General features: G+C 35.6%; 18 protein-coding genes. 7 read left to right on the top strand and 11 right to left on the bottom strand.

What is annotated here, in order from left to right:
- A partial coding sequence (locus DN394_RS23495; RefSeq protein WP_149294295.1) for a cobalt transporter occupies positions 1-294 on the bottom strand: 294 nt, incomplete at its 3' end.
- A 387-nt stretch (positions 295-681) separates the two neighbouring features.
- On the opposite strand from DN394_RS23495, the gene DN394_RS23490 reads away from it, so the two are divergent.
- The 3 genes from DN394_RS23490 (at position 682) to DN394_RS23480 (ending at position 5119) form a co-directional block, all read left to right on the top strand.
- A complete protein-coding gene (locus DN394_RS23490) occupies positions 682-2211 on the top strand; it encodes a cardiolipin synthase (protein ID WP_098110445.1) in 1530 nt (509 codons plus the stop codon).
- Between the two features lie 127 nt (positions 2212-2338).
- The gene (locus tag DN394_RS23485) at positions 2339-3232 is read left to right on the top strand and encodes an ATP-binding protein (RefSeq protein WP_000892986.1); all 894 of its coding nucleotides are present in this window, start codon (positions 2339-2341) and stop codon (positions 3230-3232) included.
- A 3-nt stretch (positions 3233-3235) separates the two neighbouring features.
- On the top strand, positions 3236-5119 hold the full coding sequence (locus tag DN394_RS23480) for a vWA domain-containing protein (RefSeq protein ID WP_046957342.1): 1884 nt from the start codon (positions 3236-3238) through the stop codon (positions 5117-5119).
- Between the two features lie 39 nt (positions 5120-5158).
- Here DN394_RS23480 and DN394_RS23475 read toward each other — a convergent pair whose 3' ends face one another.
- From DN394_RS23475 to DN394_RS23460, 4 genes are all read right to left on the bottom strand, one after another.
- Positions 5159-5581 carry an NUDIX hydrolase gene (locus DN394_RS23475; RefSeq protein ID WP_046957343.1) on the bottom strand — a complete coding sequence of 141 codons (423 nt, stop codon included), beginning with the start codon at positions 5579-5581 and terminating at the stop codon, positions 5159-5161.
- On the bottom strand, positions 5568-6110 hold the full coding sequence (gene pyrE, locus DN394_RS23470; protein ID WP_046957344.1) for an orotate phosphoribosyltransferase: 543 nt from the start codon (positions 6108-6110) through the stop codon (positions 5568-5570). The genes DN394_RS23475 and pyrE overlap by 14 nt, the downstream gene beginning before the upstream one ends.
- A 111-nt stretch (positions 6111-6221) precedes the next feature.
- Positions 6222-7187: an L-threonine 3-dehydrogenase gene (locus DN394_RS23465; protein WP_000723138.1), complete on the bottom strand. Its 966-nt coding sequence runs from the start codon at positions 7185-7187 to the stop codon at positions 6222-6224.
- A 44-nt stretch (positions 7188-7231) separates the two neighbouring features.
- Positions 7232-8422 carry a glycine C-acetyltransferase gene (locus DN394_RS23460; protein ID WP_097917722.1) on the bottom strand — a complete coding sequence of 397 codons (1191 nt, stop codon included), beginning with the start codon at positions 8420-8422 and terminating at the stop codon, positions 7232-7234.
- Between the two features lie 212 nt (positions 8423-8634).
- On the opposite strand from DN394_RS23460, the gene DN394_RS23455 reads away from it, so the two are divergent.
- Positions 8635-9366: a class I SAM-dependent methyltransferase gene (locus tag DN394_RS23455; protein WP_046957347.1), complete on the top strand. Its 732-nt coding sequence runs from the start codon at positions 8635-8637 to the stop codon at positions 9364-9366.
- Positions 9367-9396: 30 nt separating this feature from the next.
- On the opposite strand, the gene DN394_RS23450 is transcribed toward DN394_RS23455, so the two are convergent.
- The 3 genes from DN394_RS23450 to DN394_RS23440 are packed head-to-tail and all read right to left on the bottom strand — an operon-like array spanning position 9397 to position 12290.
- On the bottom strand, positions 9397-10218 hold the full coding sequence (locus tag DN394_RS23450) for an ABC transporter ATP-binding protein (RefSeq protein WP_001167960.1): 822 nt from the start codon (positions 10216-10218) through the stop codon (positions 9397-9399).
- A 12-nt stretch (positions 10219-10230) separates the two neighbouring features.
- Positions 10231-11289, bottom strand: coding sequence for a FecCD family ABC transporter permease (locus DN394_RS23445; protein WP_149294294.1), 1059 nt, complete (start codon positions 11287-11289; stop codon positions 10231-10233).
- Positions 11286-12290 (bottom strand): FecCD family ABC transporter permease, encoded by a 1005-nt coding sequence (locus DN394_RS23440; protein WP_000925210.1) that lies wholly within the window; start codon positions 12288-12290, stop codon positions 11286-11288. Before DN394_RS23440 ends, DN394_RS23445 begins: the two co-directional genes overlap by 4 nt.
- Positions 12291-12462: 172 nt before the next feature.
- Between DN394_RS23440 and DN394_RS23435 the strand changes: the two genes are divergently transcribed.
- Together DN394_RS23435 and DN394_RS23430 are read left to right on the top strand one after the other, a co-directional pair.
- A complete protein-coding gene (locus tag DN394_RS23435) occupies positions 12463-13428 on the top strand; it encodes an ABC transporter substrate-binding protein (protein WP_149294293.1) in 966 nt (321 codons plus the stop codon).
- Between the two features lie 381 nt (positions 13429-13809).
- On the top strand, positions 13810-15195 hold the full coding sequence (locus tag DN394_RS23430) for a peptide MFS transporter (protein ID WP_046957350.1): 1386 nt from the start codon (positions 13810-13812) through the stop codon (positions 15193-15195).
- 41 nt (positions 15196-15236) lie between these two features.
- Here DN394_RS23430 and DN394_RS23425 read toward each other — a convergent pair whose 3' ends face one another.
- Together DN394_RS23425 and DN394_RS23420 are read right to left on the bottom strand one after the other, a co-directional pair.
- Complete coding sequence (locus tag DN394_RS23425; protein ID WP_000382688.1) at positions 15237-15416, bottom strand: acid-soluble spore protein H; 180 nt, start codon at positions 15414-15416, stop codon at positions 15237-15239.
- A 191-nt stretch (positions 15417-15607) separates the two neighbouring features.
- A complete protein-coding gene (locus DN394_RS23420) occupies positions 15608-15895 on the bottom strand; it encodes an ArsR/SmtB family transcription factor (RefSeq protein WP_000081429.1) in 288 nt (95 codons plus the stop codon).
- Positions 15896-16718: 823 nt separating this feature from the next.
- Between DN394_RS23420 and DN394_RS23415 the strand changes: the two genes are divergently transcribed.
- Complete coding sequence (locus DN394_RS23415) at positions 16719-18338, top strand: L-lactate permease (protein ID WP_046957351.1); 1620 nt, start codon at positions 16719-16721, stop codon at positions 18336-18338.
- Between the two features lie 60 nt (positions 18339-18398).
- Here the strand turns inward: DN394_RS23415 and DN394_RS23410 are convergent.
- On the bottom strand, positions 18399-18716 hold a 318-nt coding region (locus DN394_RS23410; RefSeq protein ID WP_149294292.1), incomplete at its 5' end, for an IS3 family transposase.

Below are 18716 nucleotides of genomic sequence, written 5' to 3'. Positions count from 1 at the left end.
TGGATCTGGTGCTGGGTATGGCGCTGGATAAGTTACTGGGTACGGTGCTGGATAGTAGCCTCCACTTGCTGCACCCGTTAATGCGCCAGCTGTAAGTCCACCTAACACGCCTCCAGCGTAGCTTCCTGGGAAGAATCCACCGCCCCATGAGCCGCCACCCCAGCCCCATCCACCTCCGTGATGGTGGTGATGATCATAGTGATTGTGCCCTCCATGGTGGTTATGCCCGCCATTATGATGGTGACCTCCATGATTATGACGATAATACAATCCGTTATTTTCTATATAATTCATTATTCCCCTCTCCTTTTCCATTTTCTCATCTTAATAGGTATTGTATGAATAGTACGGACTTTGTTAGTAACCTATATAATAAGAAGAATCCGTATAATACGAATAACCATATCCTCGGCTTCATCATGCACCTGTTACAAATCCATGATATGGTTATCCCCGTTCCTATATAAAGGACAAATGTTTTGTCCCCCCTACACTGTTTATTAACCAGCAAATAGCAGGATAATAACGTAACAATATACTGTATGTAGGACAAATGCGGAAAGCATGGGGAAAATGTCTATATTTTGTAAAAAACACAAAACACTTTATAATAAGAATGTCGGATTATACCTTTTATATAAGAAGTCTATATTTAAGAAAGATTAGAGGAATTTTATAGAAATGAAAAAGCCTATCGTTCAATTACTATTAATATTTACAATTATATCTATCGTTCTTTTCCTATTAAATACATCGTTTATTTCTTTATATACATTTGTCGGTGCCCTATGGTCTATTACAATCGTAGGAATTTCATTCGTTATTTTCATCGAAAATAGATCTCCTCAAAGCACCTTAGCGTGGTTTTTAGTATTAGCACTTCTTCCTGTTGTAGGTGTGCTTTTATACTCTATTTTCGGTCGTAGCCGTTGGAGAAGGAAAAAACATCTACATCGTTCAGAAGAACAAAGAAAATTATTCCGTGAAATATTAGAAGGAAGACGACTAGAGTTATCACTCAAAGTCCCATTAAGTGAACGCTCTGCCCATTTAACAGAAGTCGTACAAAAATTTGGAGGCGGGCCTGCCGCAGATAGAACAACTACAAAGCTTTTAACAAACGGAGATCAAACATTCTCAGAAATTTTGCAAGCTATCGAGCAAGCAAAACATCACATACATATTCAATACTATATTTATAAATCTGATGAGATTGGTACGAAAGTTCGAGATGCTTTAATAAAAAAAGCAAAATCTGGTGTTATTGTACGCTTTCTTTATGATGGACTCGGAAGTAATACGTTAAGAAGACGCTTTTTAAAACCTATGAAAGAAGCTGGTATTGAAATTGTAGAATTTGACCCTATTTTTTCAGCTTGGTTACTTGAAACTGTCAATTATCGTAACCATCGAAAAATCGTTATTGTAGATGGAGAAATCGGTTTTACTGGTGGACTCAACGTCGGTGATGAATATCTTGGCCGTTCAAAAAAATTTCCCGTTTGGCGTGATAGTCATTTAAAAATAGAAGGAAAAGCGTTATATAAATTACAAGCAATTTTTCTAGAAGATTGGCTCTATGCCTCTAGTGGATTGAATACTTATTCTTGGGATCAATTTATGAATAGACAATACTTCCCAGGTAAAGAAATTTCAAGTGCAGAAGGTGCTGTGCAAATTGTAGCCAGCGGGCCTAGCTCAGATGATAAAAGCATTCGCAATACATTATTAGCTGTTATGGGATCTGCAAAAAAATCGATTTGGATCGCTACACCTTACTTTATTCCAGATCAAGAAACTTTAACATTATTACGTTTAAGTGCAATATCTGGCATAGATGTACGCATTTTATATCCTGGTAAAAGTGATAGTATTATTAGTGATCAAGCATCTCAGTCCTACTTCACTCCGCTTTTAAAAGCTGGTGCTTCCATTTATAGTTATAAAGATGGTTTTATGCATGCAAAAATTGTACTCGTTGATGATAAGATCGCGACAATTGGAACGGCAAATATGGACGTACGCAGCTTTGAATTAAATTATGAACTTATTAGCGTACTATATGAATCAGAAACCGTTCATAATATTAAACATGATTTTGAAGACGACTTTAAGCATTCCACTGAAATTAAATGGAACGCATTCCAAAAAAGAAGTATCAAAAAACGAATATTAGAGTCTTTCATGCGACTCATTTCTCCTTTACTGTAAGCAATCAATGTACTATTGATTGCTTTTTCTTTTCCATTTCCCCTCTCTCCTTTTCTTTGCATACCATATTAAAACAAGTTATCATAAGATGTATTACTTTATGAAAATAATGTTAGGTGGGAAATACATGTTAGAACAATTTCATATACATTCTGATTTAAAACAACAACTCTCAACCATTCACGAAAAAAATAAACAAGAAGCTGGTGAAAACGCACATTTAATTGGAAAGAAAATATATAAAGCATCTGATAACAGCATTATTGAAGATGCTATTACAGCGCTTCTTCTTGGCAAAAACATTCTATTAAAAGGGCCGACTGGTAGTGGTAAAACAGTACTAGCTGAAACTCTTTCTTCTTTATTCCAAAAACCAATGCATAGCATTAACTGTTCTGTTGACCTAGATGTAGAAGGTATTTTAGGATACAACACACTACAAACGAAAGATGGCGCATCTGAAGTTACATTCGTTAACGGCCCTCTTATGAAAGCAATGAAGAACGGGCATTTCCTATATATTGATGAAATCAATATGGCAAAACCTGAAACGTTACCACTTCTTCACGGTGCATTAGATTACCGTAAAATGATTACAAATCCATTTACACAAGAGGTTGTATATGGCGATGACGAGTATCGTGTAATTGCAGCAATTAATGAAGGTTACGTTGGAACAAGTGAACTAAACGAAGCATTAAAAAACCGTTTCGTTATTATTGAAGTTCCATACATTCAAGGTGACACATTAAAAGAACTATTACTATCTGAATCAAAATTAAATGATGTTGCAACAATTGAAAAGTTCGTTGCATTTGCAAGCGATCTTATGCCTTTAGCTCGTGATGGACGTGTAAGTGAAGAAGCAGCAAGTATTCGTGGCATTATCGACGCATGTGATTTAGGTGTATATATTCCTGTTATGCGTGCAATTGAACGTAGTATTATCGCAAAATTAAACGATGAAACAGAACAAATGACTGTCCGTGAATTAGCAGAAAGTTATTTCTTTGAGGGATAATTCATGAGACAAATTTTTAGTGACAAAAAAATTGATGCGTCGCTGTTTCTACAAATGGAAAACTTAATGTATGCCCTTCTCAAAGAAGATGATGCCTACCTTGAGTATGGCTATAAAGCATACTACGACGAAATTGAAAAAAAGGTTGTCATTAGTCACTTTTGGGATGATCGAAAAGAAGAGGATACAGTAATCGGATTAAAAAGCGAAGTGTTTTTAAAAGCACTTGGTAATAAACATTACTCGGACATGACTTTAATTCGTTCTTATGCGATTGAATTACAAGAATCACCCTTAAAAAAGTTTTTAACACAATTATTTGTTCTATTAGAAGATTTACGTGTTGAGGAAATCGTAAAAAACTTACGCCCTGGCACAAAGCATGTTTTTAAAAGAAGAAAAGAAATGTATCGCAATTACTTTAGCTCACAAAATGAAATCAATCGAGTTCGTAACTATCACGGTGATCGTCTATTTTGTCTATGCTATCTTTCATTAACGAGTGATAAATATGAAATGTTTAATAATGAATATTTCGAGCAAATTGAAGCTATTCTGCATGAAACATTCCAAGCCCGTAATACGGAAGATATTATGTATATCGTTGAGAAAATTCGCTATCGTTTAGAGGAGCTTCTTGAAAGTGATATGCTTAACAATTATTTCGGACATGCACCGCTTTATTTATCTGTCATTGCAGACGAAAAAAACTGTCGCGTCGAAGATTTAGCAAATGATGATACGCAACTCATAGATGACGATGAAAATAAAAACAAAATGGATGAAAGCTTCTCTACATGGCACCGTGAAAATAAAAACAATGAAAATGAGAACTTTTTACGTTTTGAATTAGAAAGCGGAACAAAAACAAATATGATGGGTGACACTGCTCGCGAATCAGAAGATGGTGACCAAGCACTTGGCTCTGTACAAGGTACTTCTCAAAAAAGTACACAATCCAACTTTGATGGTGCTGATACAGAGGAAGCAAGAGCTTCTCACGCTTCTAGTCAAAATGATGGTGCATACGGTAAGTATAACGTTGGTGCTTCTCATACATTTAAAGAAGCTCGTAAATCAAATCCTGATGAGAAAAAGGATTACCAAGCTATCAAATCAGTCGTTAATAAAGATGTAAAAGAATTAAAGAAAATTATTGAAAAAACGATTGAAAATAAAACGAATGCAAATAGTGATAAATATTACGGAAGACTTCGTAAGAAATTCCTTCGTATTTATACTGAAAAGCAGCCGCGCATGTTTTATAAAAAAGGACAAGAATCACAAGAACTTGACGTTGCATTCCAACTACTAGTGGACTGCTCTGGTTCTATGTATAACAAAATGGAAGAAACGAAAAAAAGTGTGGTCCTATTCCATGAAGCGTTGAAATCTTTAAAAATCCCGCACGCTATTAGCGGATTTTGGGAAGATGCTTCTAGTGCTAAGCCTGAAGATAAGCCAAACGTTATCCATGAAGTTGTAACGTATAAAAACTCAACGTTACCAAACGTCGGTCCAGAAATTATGCAGCTTCGCGAAGAAGAAGATAACCGCGACGGATATATTATTCGTATCGTTTCTGAAAAGCTTGCAAAAAGACCAGAAAAACATAAATTCTTACTTGTGTTTACAGACGGTGAGCCTTCTGCGCTAGACTATCAACAAGACGGTATTTTAGATACGCATGAAGCTGTCAAACTTGCTCGTAAAAGTGGTATGGAAGTAATCGGAATCTTCATCGAAGAAGGCGAAGCAAAAGAAGCAACTTATCAATTAATGAAGAACATTTATAACCATCACTTCTTAGTTGCAAATCATGCTGAAGATTTACGTCTGAAGATTAAACCACTATTGAAAAAGTTATTACTGAAGACGATTGAATAGAAAAACAGGAGCGTTGTCGCTCCTGTTTTTTTCTTTCAATCACTTTGTTTCTGGTTGAAACTTGTATGGAATAGCTACTTCTAATAATGCCTCGAATCCGCCATCGTAGAATGGGAATCGTTCATTTGCAATTGCTCGGTCCACCCACTCTATTGCGGAAATTTCATCTTCATCTTCTGCAATAAGTTCACCTGTTACTACATTTGCTCGGAATGTAAACAATAGCGCATGATTCCCTGACTCTTCAAAGAATTTTTCATTGATCGCAACAAGTCCACTTGCCAAAACCTTTAAACCTGTCTCTTCTTTTACTTCCCTTACTAGAGCTTCCTCCAACGTTTCACCCTTTTCAACAGCCCCGCCTGGCAATGACCAAACGTTTTGTTCTACATTATGTACCATTAATATTTTATCTGTTTCTTCATCATGTATTAGTGCGTATACGACGTCAACTCTTTGCATGTTCCTTTTCTCCTTCAATTAACTCATCCATTGTAAATAAGGAATGTAGCTGTAAGCCATCTTTTAATAAGTTTGCTTTTCCCTCTTTCGTTCGTTCAATCACGCCTAGAACATGATGGACTTTCGCACCTAATTCTCTTAAATCTTTCGTGCTTAATAATATTTGACCGCCTGTCGTAATAACATCCTCAACGACACAAACGTTTTTACCAGCAGTACTAACGCCTTCTGCTAACTTACATGTACCGTACTTTTTCGCTTCTTTTCTTACAAATACAACTGGTATACCTGTTTGTAAAGATAATGCTGTTGCTACTGGAATTCCTCCCATTTCTAAACCTGCGAGTACTTCTGTATCAGGAGGAATGAGCTCTTTCAATTGTTTAGCAATTTCTAATAACAGTACTGGATTAGATTCAAATAAGTACTTATCAAAGTATTGATTTGATACTTGTCCTGATCGAAGTTTAAATGTTCCTGTTAAGCGTGATGTATTATAAATTCCCTTTGCTAACTCCCATTTCTCCATTGTATCTCTCCCCTTTATGCACAAATTAGCTCATTCTATCACACTTGTAATTATTTGTATATTCCTAAAATACAAATAAAAGGGTCGATTCCTAAGAATCGACCCTTCCTATTAATTTATCACTAACTCAGCTGTGAGCTTTTTTTTTAACTTAGCCAACATGTCAGTTGTCATTTTGTCTAAATCGTATTCTGCTTTAAAGCCCCACTCTTTCATTGCTGCTGTTGCATCAATAGAGTTTGGCCAACTATCGGCGATTGTTTGACGAGCAGGATCTACAGCGTAATCCATTGTAAACGTCGGGATGTGTTTACGAATTGATGCTGCGATTTGCTCTGGCTCAAAGCTCATTGCTGTAATATTGAACGCGTTTCTATGCACAAGTTTACTTGGATCAGCTTCCATTAATGAAATGATCGCTTGTAAAGCATCTGGCATGTACATCATATCCATGTATGTTCCTTCTGCAATGTATGAGGTGTATGTGCCTTTTTTAATTGCCTCATAATAAATTTCAACTGCATAATCAGTTGTTCCGCCTCCTGGAGGAGCTACGTAAGAAATTAAACCAGGGAAACGTACGCCGCGCGTATCAACGCCAAACTTTTGATGATAATAATCACATAGTAATTCTCCTGCTACTTTGTTTACCCCATACATCGTAGTAGGACGTTGAATTGTATCTTGTGGCGTATTATCTTTCGGCGTTGATGGACCAAATGCACCGATAGAACTTGGCGTGAAAAACTTACAGTTTAATTCACGAGCTGCTTCTAATGCATTTACAAGTCCGCCCATATTTAAATTCCATGCAAATAACGGATTTTTCTCTGCTGTTGCTGAAAGTAAAGCTGCTAGATGAATAATTGTATCTACTTCATTACGCTTTGCGATATCATGTAGTTTTTGTCCATCTGTTACATCTAACGTTTCAAATGGACCAGACGTTACTACTTCACTATCTGTTTCACGAATATCTGTTGCAATAACATTTGATGCGCCGTATACATCACGAAGTTTCATTACTAGTTCAGAACCAATTTGCCCTAAAGAACCGGTTACTAGAATTTTTTTCATTTTCCCCACTCCTCATTTGCAAGCTATTCAAAAGATGCCCTTACTTAAATGATGCCCATTTCTTTTCCTACTTTTTCATACTTACGAATTGCTTCATCTAACATTTCTTTCGTATGAGCTGCTGTTGGCATATTACGAACACGTCCTGTTCCTTTAGCTACAGTTGGGAACACGATAGATTTTGCATATACGCCTTCTTCATTTAGACGTTTACTAAATTCTTGTGTTAATACTTCGTCACCAATAATACAAGGTGTAATTGGCGTTTCACTTTCTCCGATGTTAAAGCCAAGTTCTTTTAACCCTTTTTTTAAATAGCGACCATTTTCCCATAAACGATCGTGCAACTCTGTGCTTTCCATTAAGATTTCAATTGATCTCATGCAAGCTGCAGCATCAGCTGGTGTTAATGCTGTAGAGAATAAGAATGGACGTGAACGAACTTTTAACCAATCAATTAAGTTTTGTTTCCCTGCTACATATCCACCAATTACCCCAATTGCTTTTGATAATGTACCAATTTGGAAATCAACTCTATCAGATAGACCGAAGTGCTTTACAGTTCCTGCACCTTTTCCAAGTACACCTGAACCGTGTGCATCGTCTACATATGTCATTAAATCTAATTCTTCTGCAATCTCAACAATCTCTGGTAGTTTTGCAACATCTCCATCCATTGAGAAGACACCGTCTGTAATTACCATTAATTTATTGTAAAGACCTGATTCTTTCGCTGCGATTGCTTTTTGGCGTAAATCTTCCATATCAGAATGTTTATAAACAATAATTTTTGCTTTTGATAGACGACTACCATCAATAATAGAAGCATGGTTTAATTCGTCTGAAAGAATCGCATCATTTTTATCCATAACGGCTGAAATCGCTGCCATATTACAGTTAAATCCTGATTGGTAAGCGATTGCTGCTTCTGTATGTTTAAACTTTGCAATTGTCTCTTCTAATTTAATATGCAAATCTAAAGTACCGTTAATTGTACGAACAGCTCCTGCTCCAACGCCGTACTTATGAATTGCACCAATTGCTGCTTCTTGCAAACGGCTATCTGTTGCTAATCCAAGATAGTTGTTTGAAGATAAGTTAATATATTCTTTTCCGCCAATTGTAATGATCGGTCCATTTGAACTCTCAAGCGGATCAATTACGTTATAAAGCCCCTTTGATTTTAAATCCTCTAAATTTTCCTCTAAAAATTTTGCAAGTGTTTTACTAGACATCGTGAAGCCTCCCATCGTTCATGTAAGCGGATTATTGTCTTAATAGTTCTAATAATCCCTCTACTAGCTTAACACGTTTTCAGAATTTATTATAGAAAAATAGTTTAAAGTAACCGCTTACAGTTCTAGATTATAAATGATTCATTACAAGAAATCTATCATTTACTTTTCATATTTGATAGAATAAAAAAATATTTAAGGGGGCTTCAATCATGGCATTTACTGAATCTGATGTATATAATAACGAAGCATTTTTTAAACAATATATGAAACGAAGATACCGAGAAAATAGCCCAAATGAGTCACTTGAAAAACCAGCATTCTTTCAACTCATTGATGATGTGAAAGGAAAACAAATCCTTGATTTAGGCTGCGGAGACGCTAAATTCGGTGAGGAGTTATTAGAAAAAGGCTGCCACTCTTACACTGGTATTGAAGGCTCCGAACTTATGTATGAAAAAGCTAAAAAACAGCTAGAAAATAAAAATGGCACCGTCCATTTTTTAAACCTTAAAGACTACACATACCCTCCTGCTACTTTTGATTTAGTAACATCTAGACTCGCCTTACATTATATTGAACATCTTCCTATCATTTTTCGTAATGTGTACGAAACTTTAAAAACAAATGGAACCTTTACTTTTAGCGTTCAACATCCTATTATTACCTCTTCATTTGAAAGCTTACAAACGAGCGGGAAAAGAACAAGCTGGCTCGTCGATGATTATTTTAAAATGGGAAAACGCGTTGAGCCTTGGATTGAGCAAGAAGTTATTAAATACCATCGTACAACGGAAGAGTATTTTACATTGTTACAACAAGCTGGATTTACGATTACAAACTTAAAAGAAGCTACACCAGATCAAACTTATTTTCAAAGCGCAGAAGAATATGAACGACGTTTACGAATTCCCCTCTTCCTCTTATTTTCTTGCCAAAAATAAAAAGACGATGAACCCTCATCGTCTTTTTCATTATCTCATTGCCTGAGCAACCTCTTTACGTACACGTCTTCCTTTTCCATGCGGGATACAAAGTGGCGTTCCAAATAACGGATCCGTACTGATTTGACATTCCATTCGGAATACATCACGTACTAGCTTCTCATCTACTACTTCTTCTGGCTTACCTTGTGCATATATTTGTTTATCTTGAATGGCTACAATATTATCTGCATAACGGCATGCTAAATTTAAATCGTGTAAGACCATAACAATTGTTCTTTGTTCTGTTTCATTTAATTCGAATAATAAATCTAGCACTTCAATTTGGTGAGTCATATCTAAATATGTAGTAGGCTCATCCAATAAAATAATATCTGTATCTTGTGCAAGCGTCATTGCAATCCAAGCACGTTGACGTTGTCCACCTGAAAGAGCATGCACATCACGCTCAGCAAATTCTGTCATACCTGTTGCTGCAAGTGCTTTTTGTACCATTTCTTCATCTTTTTCTGACCATTGCTTCAGCCATGTTTGATATGGATAACGTCCTTGCTTTACAAGCTGCAATACTGTAAGTCCTTCTGGCGCTTGCGGTCCTTGCGGTAAAATTGCCATTTGACGAGCGATTTGCTTCGTTTGCATACTTTGAATGGCTTGATTATCTAACAAAATGTCACCAGTTGTTGGCTTTAATAATCTAGCTAGTGAACGTAATAAAGTTGATTTCCCGCAACCGTTAGAACCGATAAAGATTGTAATTTCGCCTTTTGGAATTTCTAAATTCAACTCATCAATAATAATTGTTTCACCGTAAGACAACGTCAAACGTTTCGTCTCCAATGCTTTTTGCATATTCATCTCCCTTTATGAATTCCGACTTTTATAAAGTAAATAAATAAAATAAGGTGCACCAATTGCTGATGTAAATACCCCTGCTGGAATTTCAAGTGGGGTAAAAACTGTACGCCCAATTAAATCTGCTGCGAGCACTAAAATTGCACCAACAATTGCTGCAACTGGGAGTAATGCACCGTATAAAGAACCAACTAGTCTTCGTGAAATGTGAGGTGCCATTAAACCGACAAATCCAATTCCTCCGGCGAAGGCAACCGCGCCACCAATTAAAGCTGTACTCAGTAATAACATGAATACGCGTGACTTCGTTAAAGGAACACCAAGTCCTACCGCAATATCATCCCCTAGCTCTTGCGCATTTAAATGTCTAGCAGCTATAAATGATACTACCGTTAAAATGAGAACCCACGGCGCAAGCACCATAACGTTTTGCCATGAAGAACCGTAAACAGTACCTGTAATCCATACATTCGCTTGACTCGCTTGATAAATTGGCGCTAACAACATAAACAACGTCGTTGCCGCTTTCGTTAATGCCCAAAACCCAACACCAATTAAAACAAGACTAATTGGTGATAACCCATCATTTCTCCATGCAAATAAATATACAAAAAGCGCTACAATCGTTGCCCCAGCAAAGGCTGCTAACGGCATATAATGAATGCTTACAGTTAGCGCATTATTTTTATCACTAAATATAGCTAAAAATAATACAACTGCAACACTTGCACCACCTGTAATCCCGATGATATCAGGAGAAGCCAGTGGATTTCGAACGAGACCTTGTAAAATACATCCTGCTACAGCAAGTGCGATTCCTACAAGGATGGCAATTAAAATACGCGGCATACGAAACTTATTTACAACCATATTGGACATCGCATCGCCATTTCCAGTAATCGCTTGCCATACATCATAAGGAGCAATTTTCATGTCTCCCATACCTGCACTCGCAAAAAATAATCCTATTAAAACAACTAGTAAACTGAATAAGACGAGACAAGCTCGTTTATACATTAAAAACGAGAGCCCGCCTTTTCCTATACGAAACGGAATATACTTCTTCATTTGCTAAGCCCTCTCTTACGTGCAATATAAATAAAGAACGGTGCACCAATAAATGCTGTCATAACCCCTACTGGTACTTCTTGTGGCATAATGACATATCTTGCTGCTATATCAGCCAAGATTAGTAGTATTGCACCTAACAGGCCACTATACGGTACTCTCCATCTATGATCTACTCCAACAAGAAATCTAGCAAAATGCGGGATAATAATTCCAATAAATCCAATTGGACCAGCAACCGCAACTGAACCACCAGACAACAGGACAATAATAAGTAACACGAATGATTTCATTAAAATTGTTCGTTGTCCAAGCCCTTTCGCGACGTCTTCTCCCATCATCAATGTATTTACTTTCCCTGCCATCATAATAGATGCAATCCAGCCTATTAATAAATATGGGAATACAGATTGTAAAATTTCTAACTTTCTTCCTTGCACAGATCCGGCAAGCCAAAATAATACTTCTTCAAGCGCCTTTTCATTTAACACAAGTAATCCTTGTGTTAATGATGAAAATAACGCACTAATTGCGACCCCTGCTAATGTTAACTTAAGAGGCGTTGTCCCTTCTTTTCCTAAAGAACTAGAAGCAAATACAAGTACAGCTGCAATTGCTGCCCCTAAAAATGCAATCCACGTGAAAGCTGATAATGATGTCACGGAAAAAATAACAATTGCTACAACTATGAAGAAAGCAGCACCTGAATTTAATCCAATAAAGTCTGGAGAAGCAAGTGGATTCTTCGTTAAAGTTTGCATAAGACAACCGGCAATGGCTAAACTAGCACCAACACTAGCTGCAATTAATGCCCTTGGTAGACGCACATTTTGAATAATAATATGTTCATTGGAACCATTAAAATGAAAAAAAGCATCTAACGCTAATTTCCAACTCGTATTTGTATATCCGAAAATAATACTTCCCCAAATACAAATAACGACTGCAATGATTCCAACAAATAATCCAATCCATTTTGCTTGATTTGTTTTTAATAACATGCAGCGTTTCCCCTTCAATGTATAATGATACGTTGTAAGTGTATTTCAACTTAATTCGCATTGTCAACGGAAATGAGAATTATTTTCAACCATATGTATTGACAATCAAAAGATAAAAGCTTAATATCATGCTTGCTATTGAAAAAACTTCTCAGTATGTAGGGGGTACATAATGAAATTCATGCAAAAGAAATCGTTTACAATATTTGTATTTTTACTAGCCTTTTCATTACTTTTAAGTGCTTGTGGAAAGTCAAATACGAAAGAAGAATCAAAAGAAAATACGAAAAAAGAAATGATCACTGTGGAACATGAAATGGGTAAAACAGAAGTTCCTGCTAATCCAAAACGTGTAGTCATTTTAACAAACGAAGGAACTGAAGCTTTACTTGAACTAGGTGTGAAACCAGTTGGAGCTGTAAAATCTTGGACTGGTGACCCATGGTATCCACATATTAAAGATAAAATGAAAGATGTAAAAGTTGTTGGTGATGAAGGACAAGTGAACGTGGAAACAATCGCTTCTTTAAAACCAGACTTAATTATCGGTAACAAAATGCGTCACGAAAAAGTGTACGAGCAACTAACAGCAATTGCACCTACTGTGTTCTCTGAAACATTACGCGGTGAATGGAAAGATAACTTCAAATTTTATGCAAAAGCATTAAATAAAGAAAAAGAGGGGCAAAAGGTTTTAACTGATTACGATACACGTATGAAAGATTTAAAAGCCAAACTAGGCGATAAAGTAAATCAAGAAATCTCTATGGTTCGCTTCATGCCTGGTGATGTTCGTATTTATCACGGTGATACATTCTCTGGTGTTATTTTAAAAGAACTTGGATTTAAACGTCCTGGTGATCAAAATAAAGATGACTTTGCAGAGCGTAACGTATCTAAAGAACGTATTTCTGCAATGGATGGCGATGTATTATTCTACTTCACATTCGATAAAGGAAACGAGAAAAAAGGATCTGAATTAGAAAAAGAATATATCAATGACCCTCTATTTAAAAACTTAAATGCAGTGAAAAATGGTAAAGCATACAAAGTTGACGACGTTATTTGGAATACAGCTGGTGGTGTAATGGCTGCTAACCTACTATTAGATGATATCGAAAAACGCTTTGTTAAATAATATTTCCCTAACCAGCTCCCCTTCTATGGAGCTGGTTATTTTTCAATCCACTTAAATGTCACATTATTTCGTTTTGTATTTTTATTCCCAATATGTTATATTATAAAAGTAAATAAAATATATTTTCTCTATATCAGAATAAATATTTTAATCTAAATTTTCTGATTAGTCACTATTTTATTTTCTTTTAGAATTCAATTATTACATTTGAAAACGCTTATCATCTCGTTTTCAGGGCAAAATACAGTAACGGTCGAAGTAAAATAGAACTTTTTTAGAAATTTTCTTTCTATTTCCATATAATTCTATTGACTTCTAAATATTTTGTAAATTAAAATGATTACATAAATATCCGTTATACAGGATTAGGGGGAAACAAAAATGGATGCAGCTTTAAAATTAGACAAAGCTGGAGAGCAACAATCACCAAAAAAACATCCACCAGGGTTGTACTTGTTGTTCTTAACAGAAATGTGGGAAAGATTTAGTTATTATGGAATGCGTGGCCTTTTAGTTCTTTATTTAACAACTGCTGCTGTTAGTGGTGGGTTAGGATTTGATAAGGCAGTCGCAGTACAATTATATGGTACTTTTACAGCGGCAGTATATTTCATGCCAATTATAGGCGGATGGCTAACAGATCATTATATCACAAGACGTCATGCCATTACTCTCGGCGGAATTATTATGGCAATCGGTAACTTTGTACTATTCTCAATGAATACAAAAACAGGACTATTCCTTGGATTAATACTATTAGTTATTGGTAATGGATTCTTCAAACCAAATATTTCTACACTGTTAGGTGAATTGTATGGTAAAAATGATTCACGTCGTGACAGTGCATTTACTATCTTCTATATGGGTATTAACGTAGGTGCTTTCTTTGCTCCACTTATTTGTGGATTTTTAGCAGAAGATTTCTTTAAAACAAGCGCTAATGGCGTTATAGTAATGGGATATAAATATGGATTCTTAGCAGCTTGTATCGGTATGATTATTGGACAAATTGTTTTCAACTTATTAGCTCCTCGTTACCTTGGTAAAGCAGGAACAACAGTTGTCGGTAAAAAGTCAAAAAATCAACCTGCAGTTGAAAAGAAACCTTTAACAAAACAAGAGAAAAATCGTACTTGGGCAATTGTAATTTTAACTTGTTTCGTAGTGTTCTTCTGGGCAGGATTTGAACAAGCTGGTAGTTCTCTAACACTTTATACAAATAAATTTGTTGATCGTACAATTTTCGGTTGGGAAGTTCCAACATCTTGGTTCCAATCAGTTAACCCAGCATTCATCGTACTACTTGCACCATTCGTATCTATGCTATGGTTAAAACTTTCTAAAACAAAACGCGGTGATTTAAAAGTACCAACAAAAATGGCATTAGGTATGATTTTACTAGGTATAGGTTACCTTGTTTTAACATTAGCAGTTCTAAAAACTGGAAGTAGTGAAGCAGATATAACTGTAAAAGCGAACTTATTATTCATCGTTATCACTTATCTCTTCCATACAATTGGTGAATTATTCTTATCACCAATCGGTCTATCAATGGTAAGTGCAATCGCTCCTGTAAAATTAGCATCATTACTAATGGGGGTATGGTTAGCTGGTACGGGTATGGCTAACTGGTTAGCAGGTAAACTTGCTTCCTTTACACAATCATTAGGCTACCTTGAAGTATTTGCAAGTATCGGTATTATCGTTATCGTCTTAGGACTTGTACTCCTTCTCTTCTCTAAAAAAGTTGCGAGTATGATGGAATAACACTCGAAAAGACGCTTCTAAAATTAGAAGCGTCTTTTTTATCATTTCTCCTCTAAAGCCGTCACGTTCACGTGAACGCTTTCTCCAGGATTAGATACATCATACACTTGAGCAACCCCACTCTGCTCGTCACAGCTCTCAATCCATACTGGGACGCCCTCATATGTAACGTCAATGCTACTTGAAGAAGATAAAATTTGTTTCACACGTTTTACATCCATACTACTATTCCTCCTTTTACTTACTACACTCCTTTCTATCTTTTCTTTCCCCTTTAGAATATATTCCATATAGCAGCATTTTAATGGATAGCCTTTTCTTCCTTTCCTGCTAACATTTTCTCTCCTATTACCTTTCTGACAAATAAAAAAAGACGTATATTCCACACGTCTTTTTCCATAATATTCAAATTTTAAGAAAATAATGTTTTTACAACTTCACTTACTTTATCATTATGAATTTGATAATACACTTCTAATCCTCGTCTTTCAAAGCGCACTACTTTATTTTGTTTTAATTTCGTTAAATGTTGCGAAACTGTTGATTGTGGAATTTCTAATACTTCCTGTAATTGTGTTACATTACAAGTCCCACGTTGCATTAGTTCCATTACTAGACGTAGACGCAACGGATGCGCTAACGCTCTTAACATTTGTACATCTTCTTCTGAAATACGACATTCGAATTGATTTTGGCTCATAAAGTTCCCCTCATTTTCGTTTTTATTTTCTTTTTATTTATTTATATATCTGTTCTTATATTTCCTGTTACGACATAACTTTATCAACCTATAAAGCTGAAAATTTTTTCCACCTTAACCAGCAAAGAGCTCAGGAAAAATTCCTTGCTGATTTTGAATATTATACTATATGATATAACGAAAAAGCAAAACAACGAGCTGCAAATACTTTGCTTGCAAACGTTGTTTTATCAGGCTTTTTGTTATATTTTCACCTCATCGCAACGTGCAGTAATGATATTGTAAAATACCGTCTATAATTGATAACCTATCGTAACGTATTTGGGTTATATTTAACCTCTTTGTTACGATAAAAGGAATTTTCAGTAAAAAAATAATATAATATTAAAAATTAATTTATTGTTGTTTTAATTCGTATTGTACTTGCTCAGACTGTTATTCAAAACTTACTATTAAATGCATTTGCTTTCTCTTTCTTACTAGATCAACTCGGACCAGAATGTGACACCTATCAAATTTCAACTATTCCAACATCCTATATACTTAATGCAAAGACTTCATCTAACATATGGAATCAATGATATATGAACAGACAAAACAATATGGAAATAACTTCAAAAAGCGCACTCAAATCCATTTGAGTGCGCTTTTTTGTCCACTTTATGAACAAAGCATTTCTTTTAACACTATTATGGAATAATTATACTTTTTTACGTTGACAATAGTGTTGAAGGAGAATATACTAAGCATGTAAGTTGATTGTGAATAGTTTCACAAATAATGTGAATTTCTTCACATAAAATAGATAGGAGTTGTCATTATTATGAGTACTTGGACACAAATTTATGACCCATTAAACAATATTTGGTTATCTGCACTAATCGCAGCACTTCCAATTTTCTGCTTCATTATTTGTTTAGTGGGATTCAAAATGAAAGGTTACATGGCTGGTCTTTACAGTGTAATTGTTGCTATTATTCTTGCTATATTTGTTTATAAAATGCCTACAACTGCAGCGGTAGCATCTGCCGGATTTGGTGTTTTATCTGGATTTTATCCAATTTGTACTATCGTTATCGCAGCTATCTTCCTTTACAAATTAACTGTTAAAACAGAACAATTCAATGTCATTCGTGATAGTATTTCAAGTATTACAAATGATCAACGTTTACAAGTATTATTAATCGCTTATTCTTTCGGCGCTTTCTTAGAAGGCGCAGCTGGTTTCGGTGTTCCGGTTGCTATTACAGCTGCATTACTTGTAGGTATGGGCTTTAATCCATTAAAAGCAGCGGGTATTTGCTTAGTAGCTAATATCGCTGGTGGTGCTATGGGGGCTATGGGTATTCCAGTTACAGTACCTGCACAATTAACTGGAATAGATGCATTAACTGTCGGTCGTCAAACTGTTCTTATTTTACCATTCATTAGTATTGTTTTACCGTTCTTACTTGTTTCAATGGTAGATGGATTTAAAGGCATTAAAGAAACTTGGCAAGGTATTCTTGTAAGTGGTGTTTCTTTCGCAATTACTCAGTTTGTTGTAACTTACTTCTTAGGCGCTGAACTTACTAATATTTTTGCAGCAGTCGTAAGTATGGTCGCTCTTGCATTATTCTTACGTGTTTGGCAACCAAAATCTTCTGCTAAAGAAGAAAAACAAGAAGAAAAAGAATCTCATACATTCAATCAAATTTTATATGCTTGGTCTCCATTCATATTCTTAACTGCATTCGTAACAATCTTTAATTTAAAACCAATTAAAGCTTTATTTGCTCCGGATGGTCCATTAGCAAACTTAGTATTTAACATTCAATTCCCTGGTCTTCATAATCAAGTTATTAAAACTGCACCAATCACAAAAGCTGATACACCTTTCGCAGCGATTTTCAAACTAGATGTATTCTCTTCTACAACTACTGCGATTGTATTAGCAATTATCGTTTCACTTATCGTCTACCGTGTAAACGGCAAAATGATTAAAGAATTAATGATTGAAACAATAAAAGAATTAAAGGTTCCAGTATATACAATTTGTAGCGTTATCGCTTTAGCTTACGTAGAGAACTACTCTGGTATGTCATCTACACTTGGACTTGCATTCTCTTCTACTGGAAATGCATTTCCTATTCTTTCTCCAATCTTAGGATGGATTGGCGTATTCATTACTGGTTCAGTAGTATCTAGTGGTTCACTATTCGCACCACTTCAAGCAGTAACTGCCGATCAATTAAACATCGTACCATCTACTCTCGTTTCATTAAACGTAGTTGGTGGCACAATAGCAAAAATGGTTTCACCACAATCCATAGCAGTTGCTTGTGCGGCAGTTGGACTAGTTGGTAAAGAATCTGCTCTATTTAAAACAGTGATGAAATATAGTTTAATCTTCTTAGCTATTATTAGCTTACTTCAATTAAATGCTGTATTTAATATCTTTTAAACAAAAAACACCGATCCAAATTTGAAGTGAACCCCGAAAACGGGACACCAATCAAAACACCTAAACCACTTGTTCCCTAAATTCTTTAGGGGATAGGTGGTTTAATTTTTCTTGAATTCGCACACAATTGTAGTAATGAATGTATTCTAGCACAATCTTTCGCACAGTTGTGTTGGATACTTTTGTTATCTCTTGTGAATAGAAAGCTTCACTTTTCAAATGACCAAAGAAGCTTTCCATGACGGCATTATCATGGCAATTTCCTCTCCGGGATATGCTGGTGATAATGCCGTTTTCTTTGGCATACGCTTGAAATTCTTTTGCTGTATAAATACTTCCTTGATCCGAGTGAAGAAGGACATCTTTTACTCTTCGCCC

Source organism: Bacillus sp. BB081 (assembly GCF_008368895.1).
GTDB lineage: Bacteria > Bacillota > Bacilli > Bacillales > Bacillaceae_G > Bacillus_A > Bacillus_A wiedmannii.
This window is presented reverse-complemented; position numbering and strand designations above follow the sequence as displayed.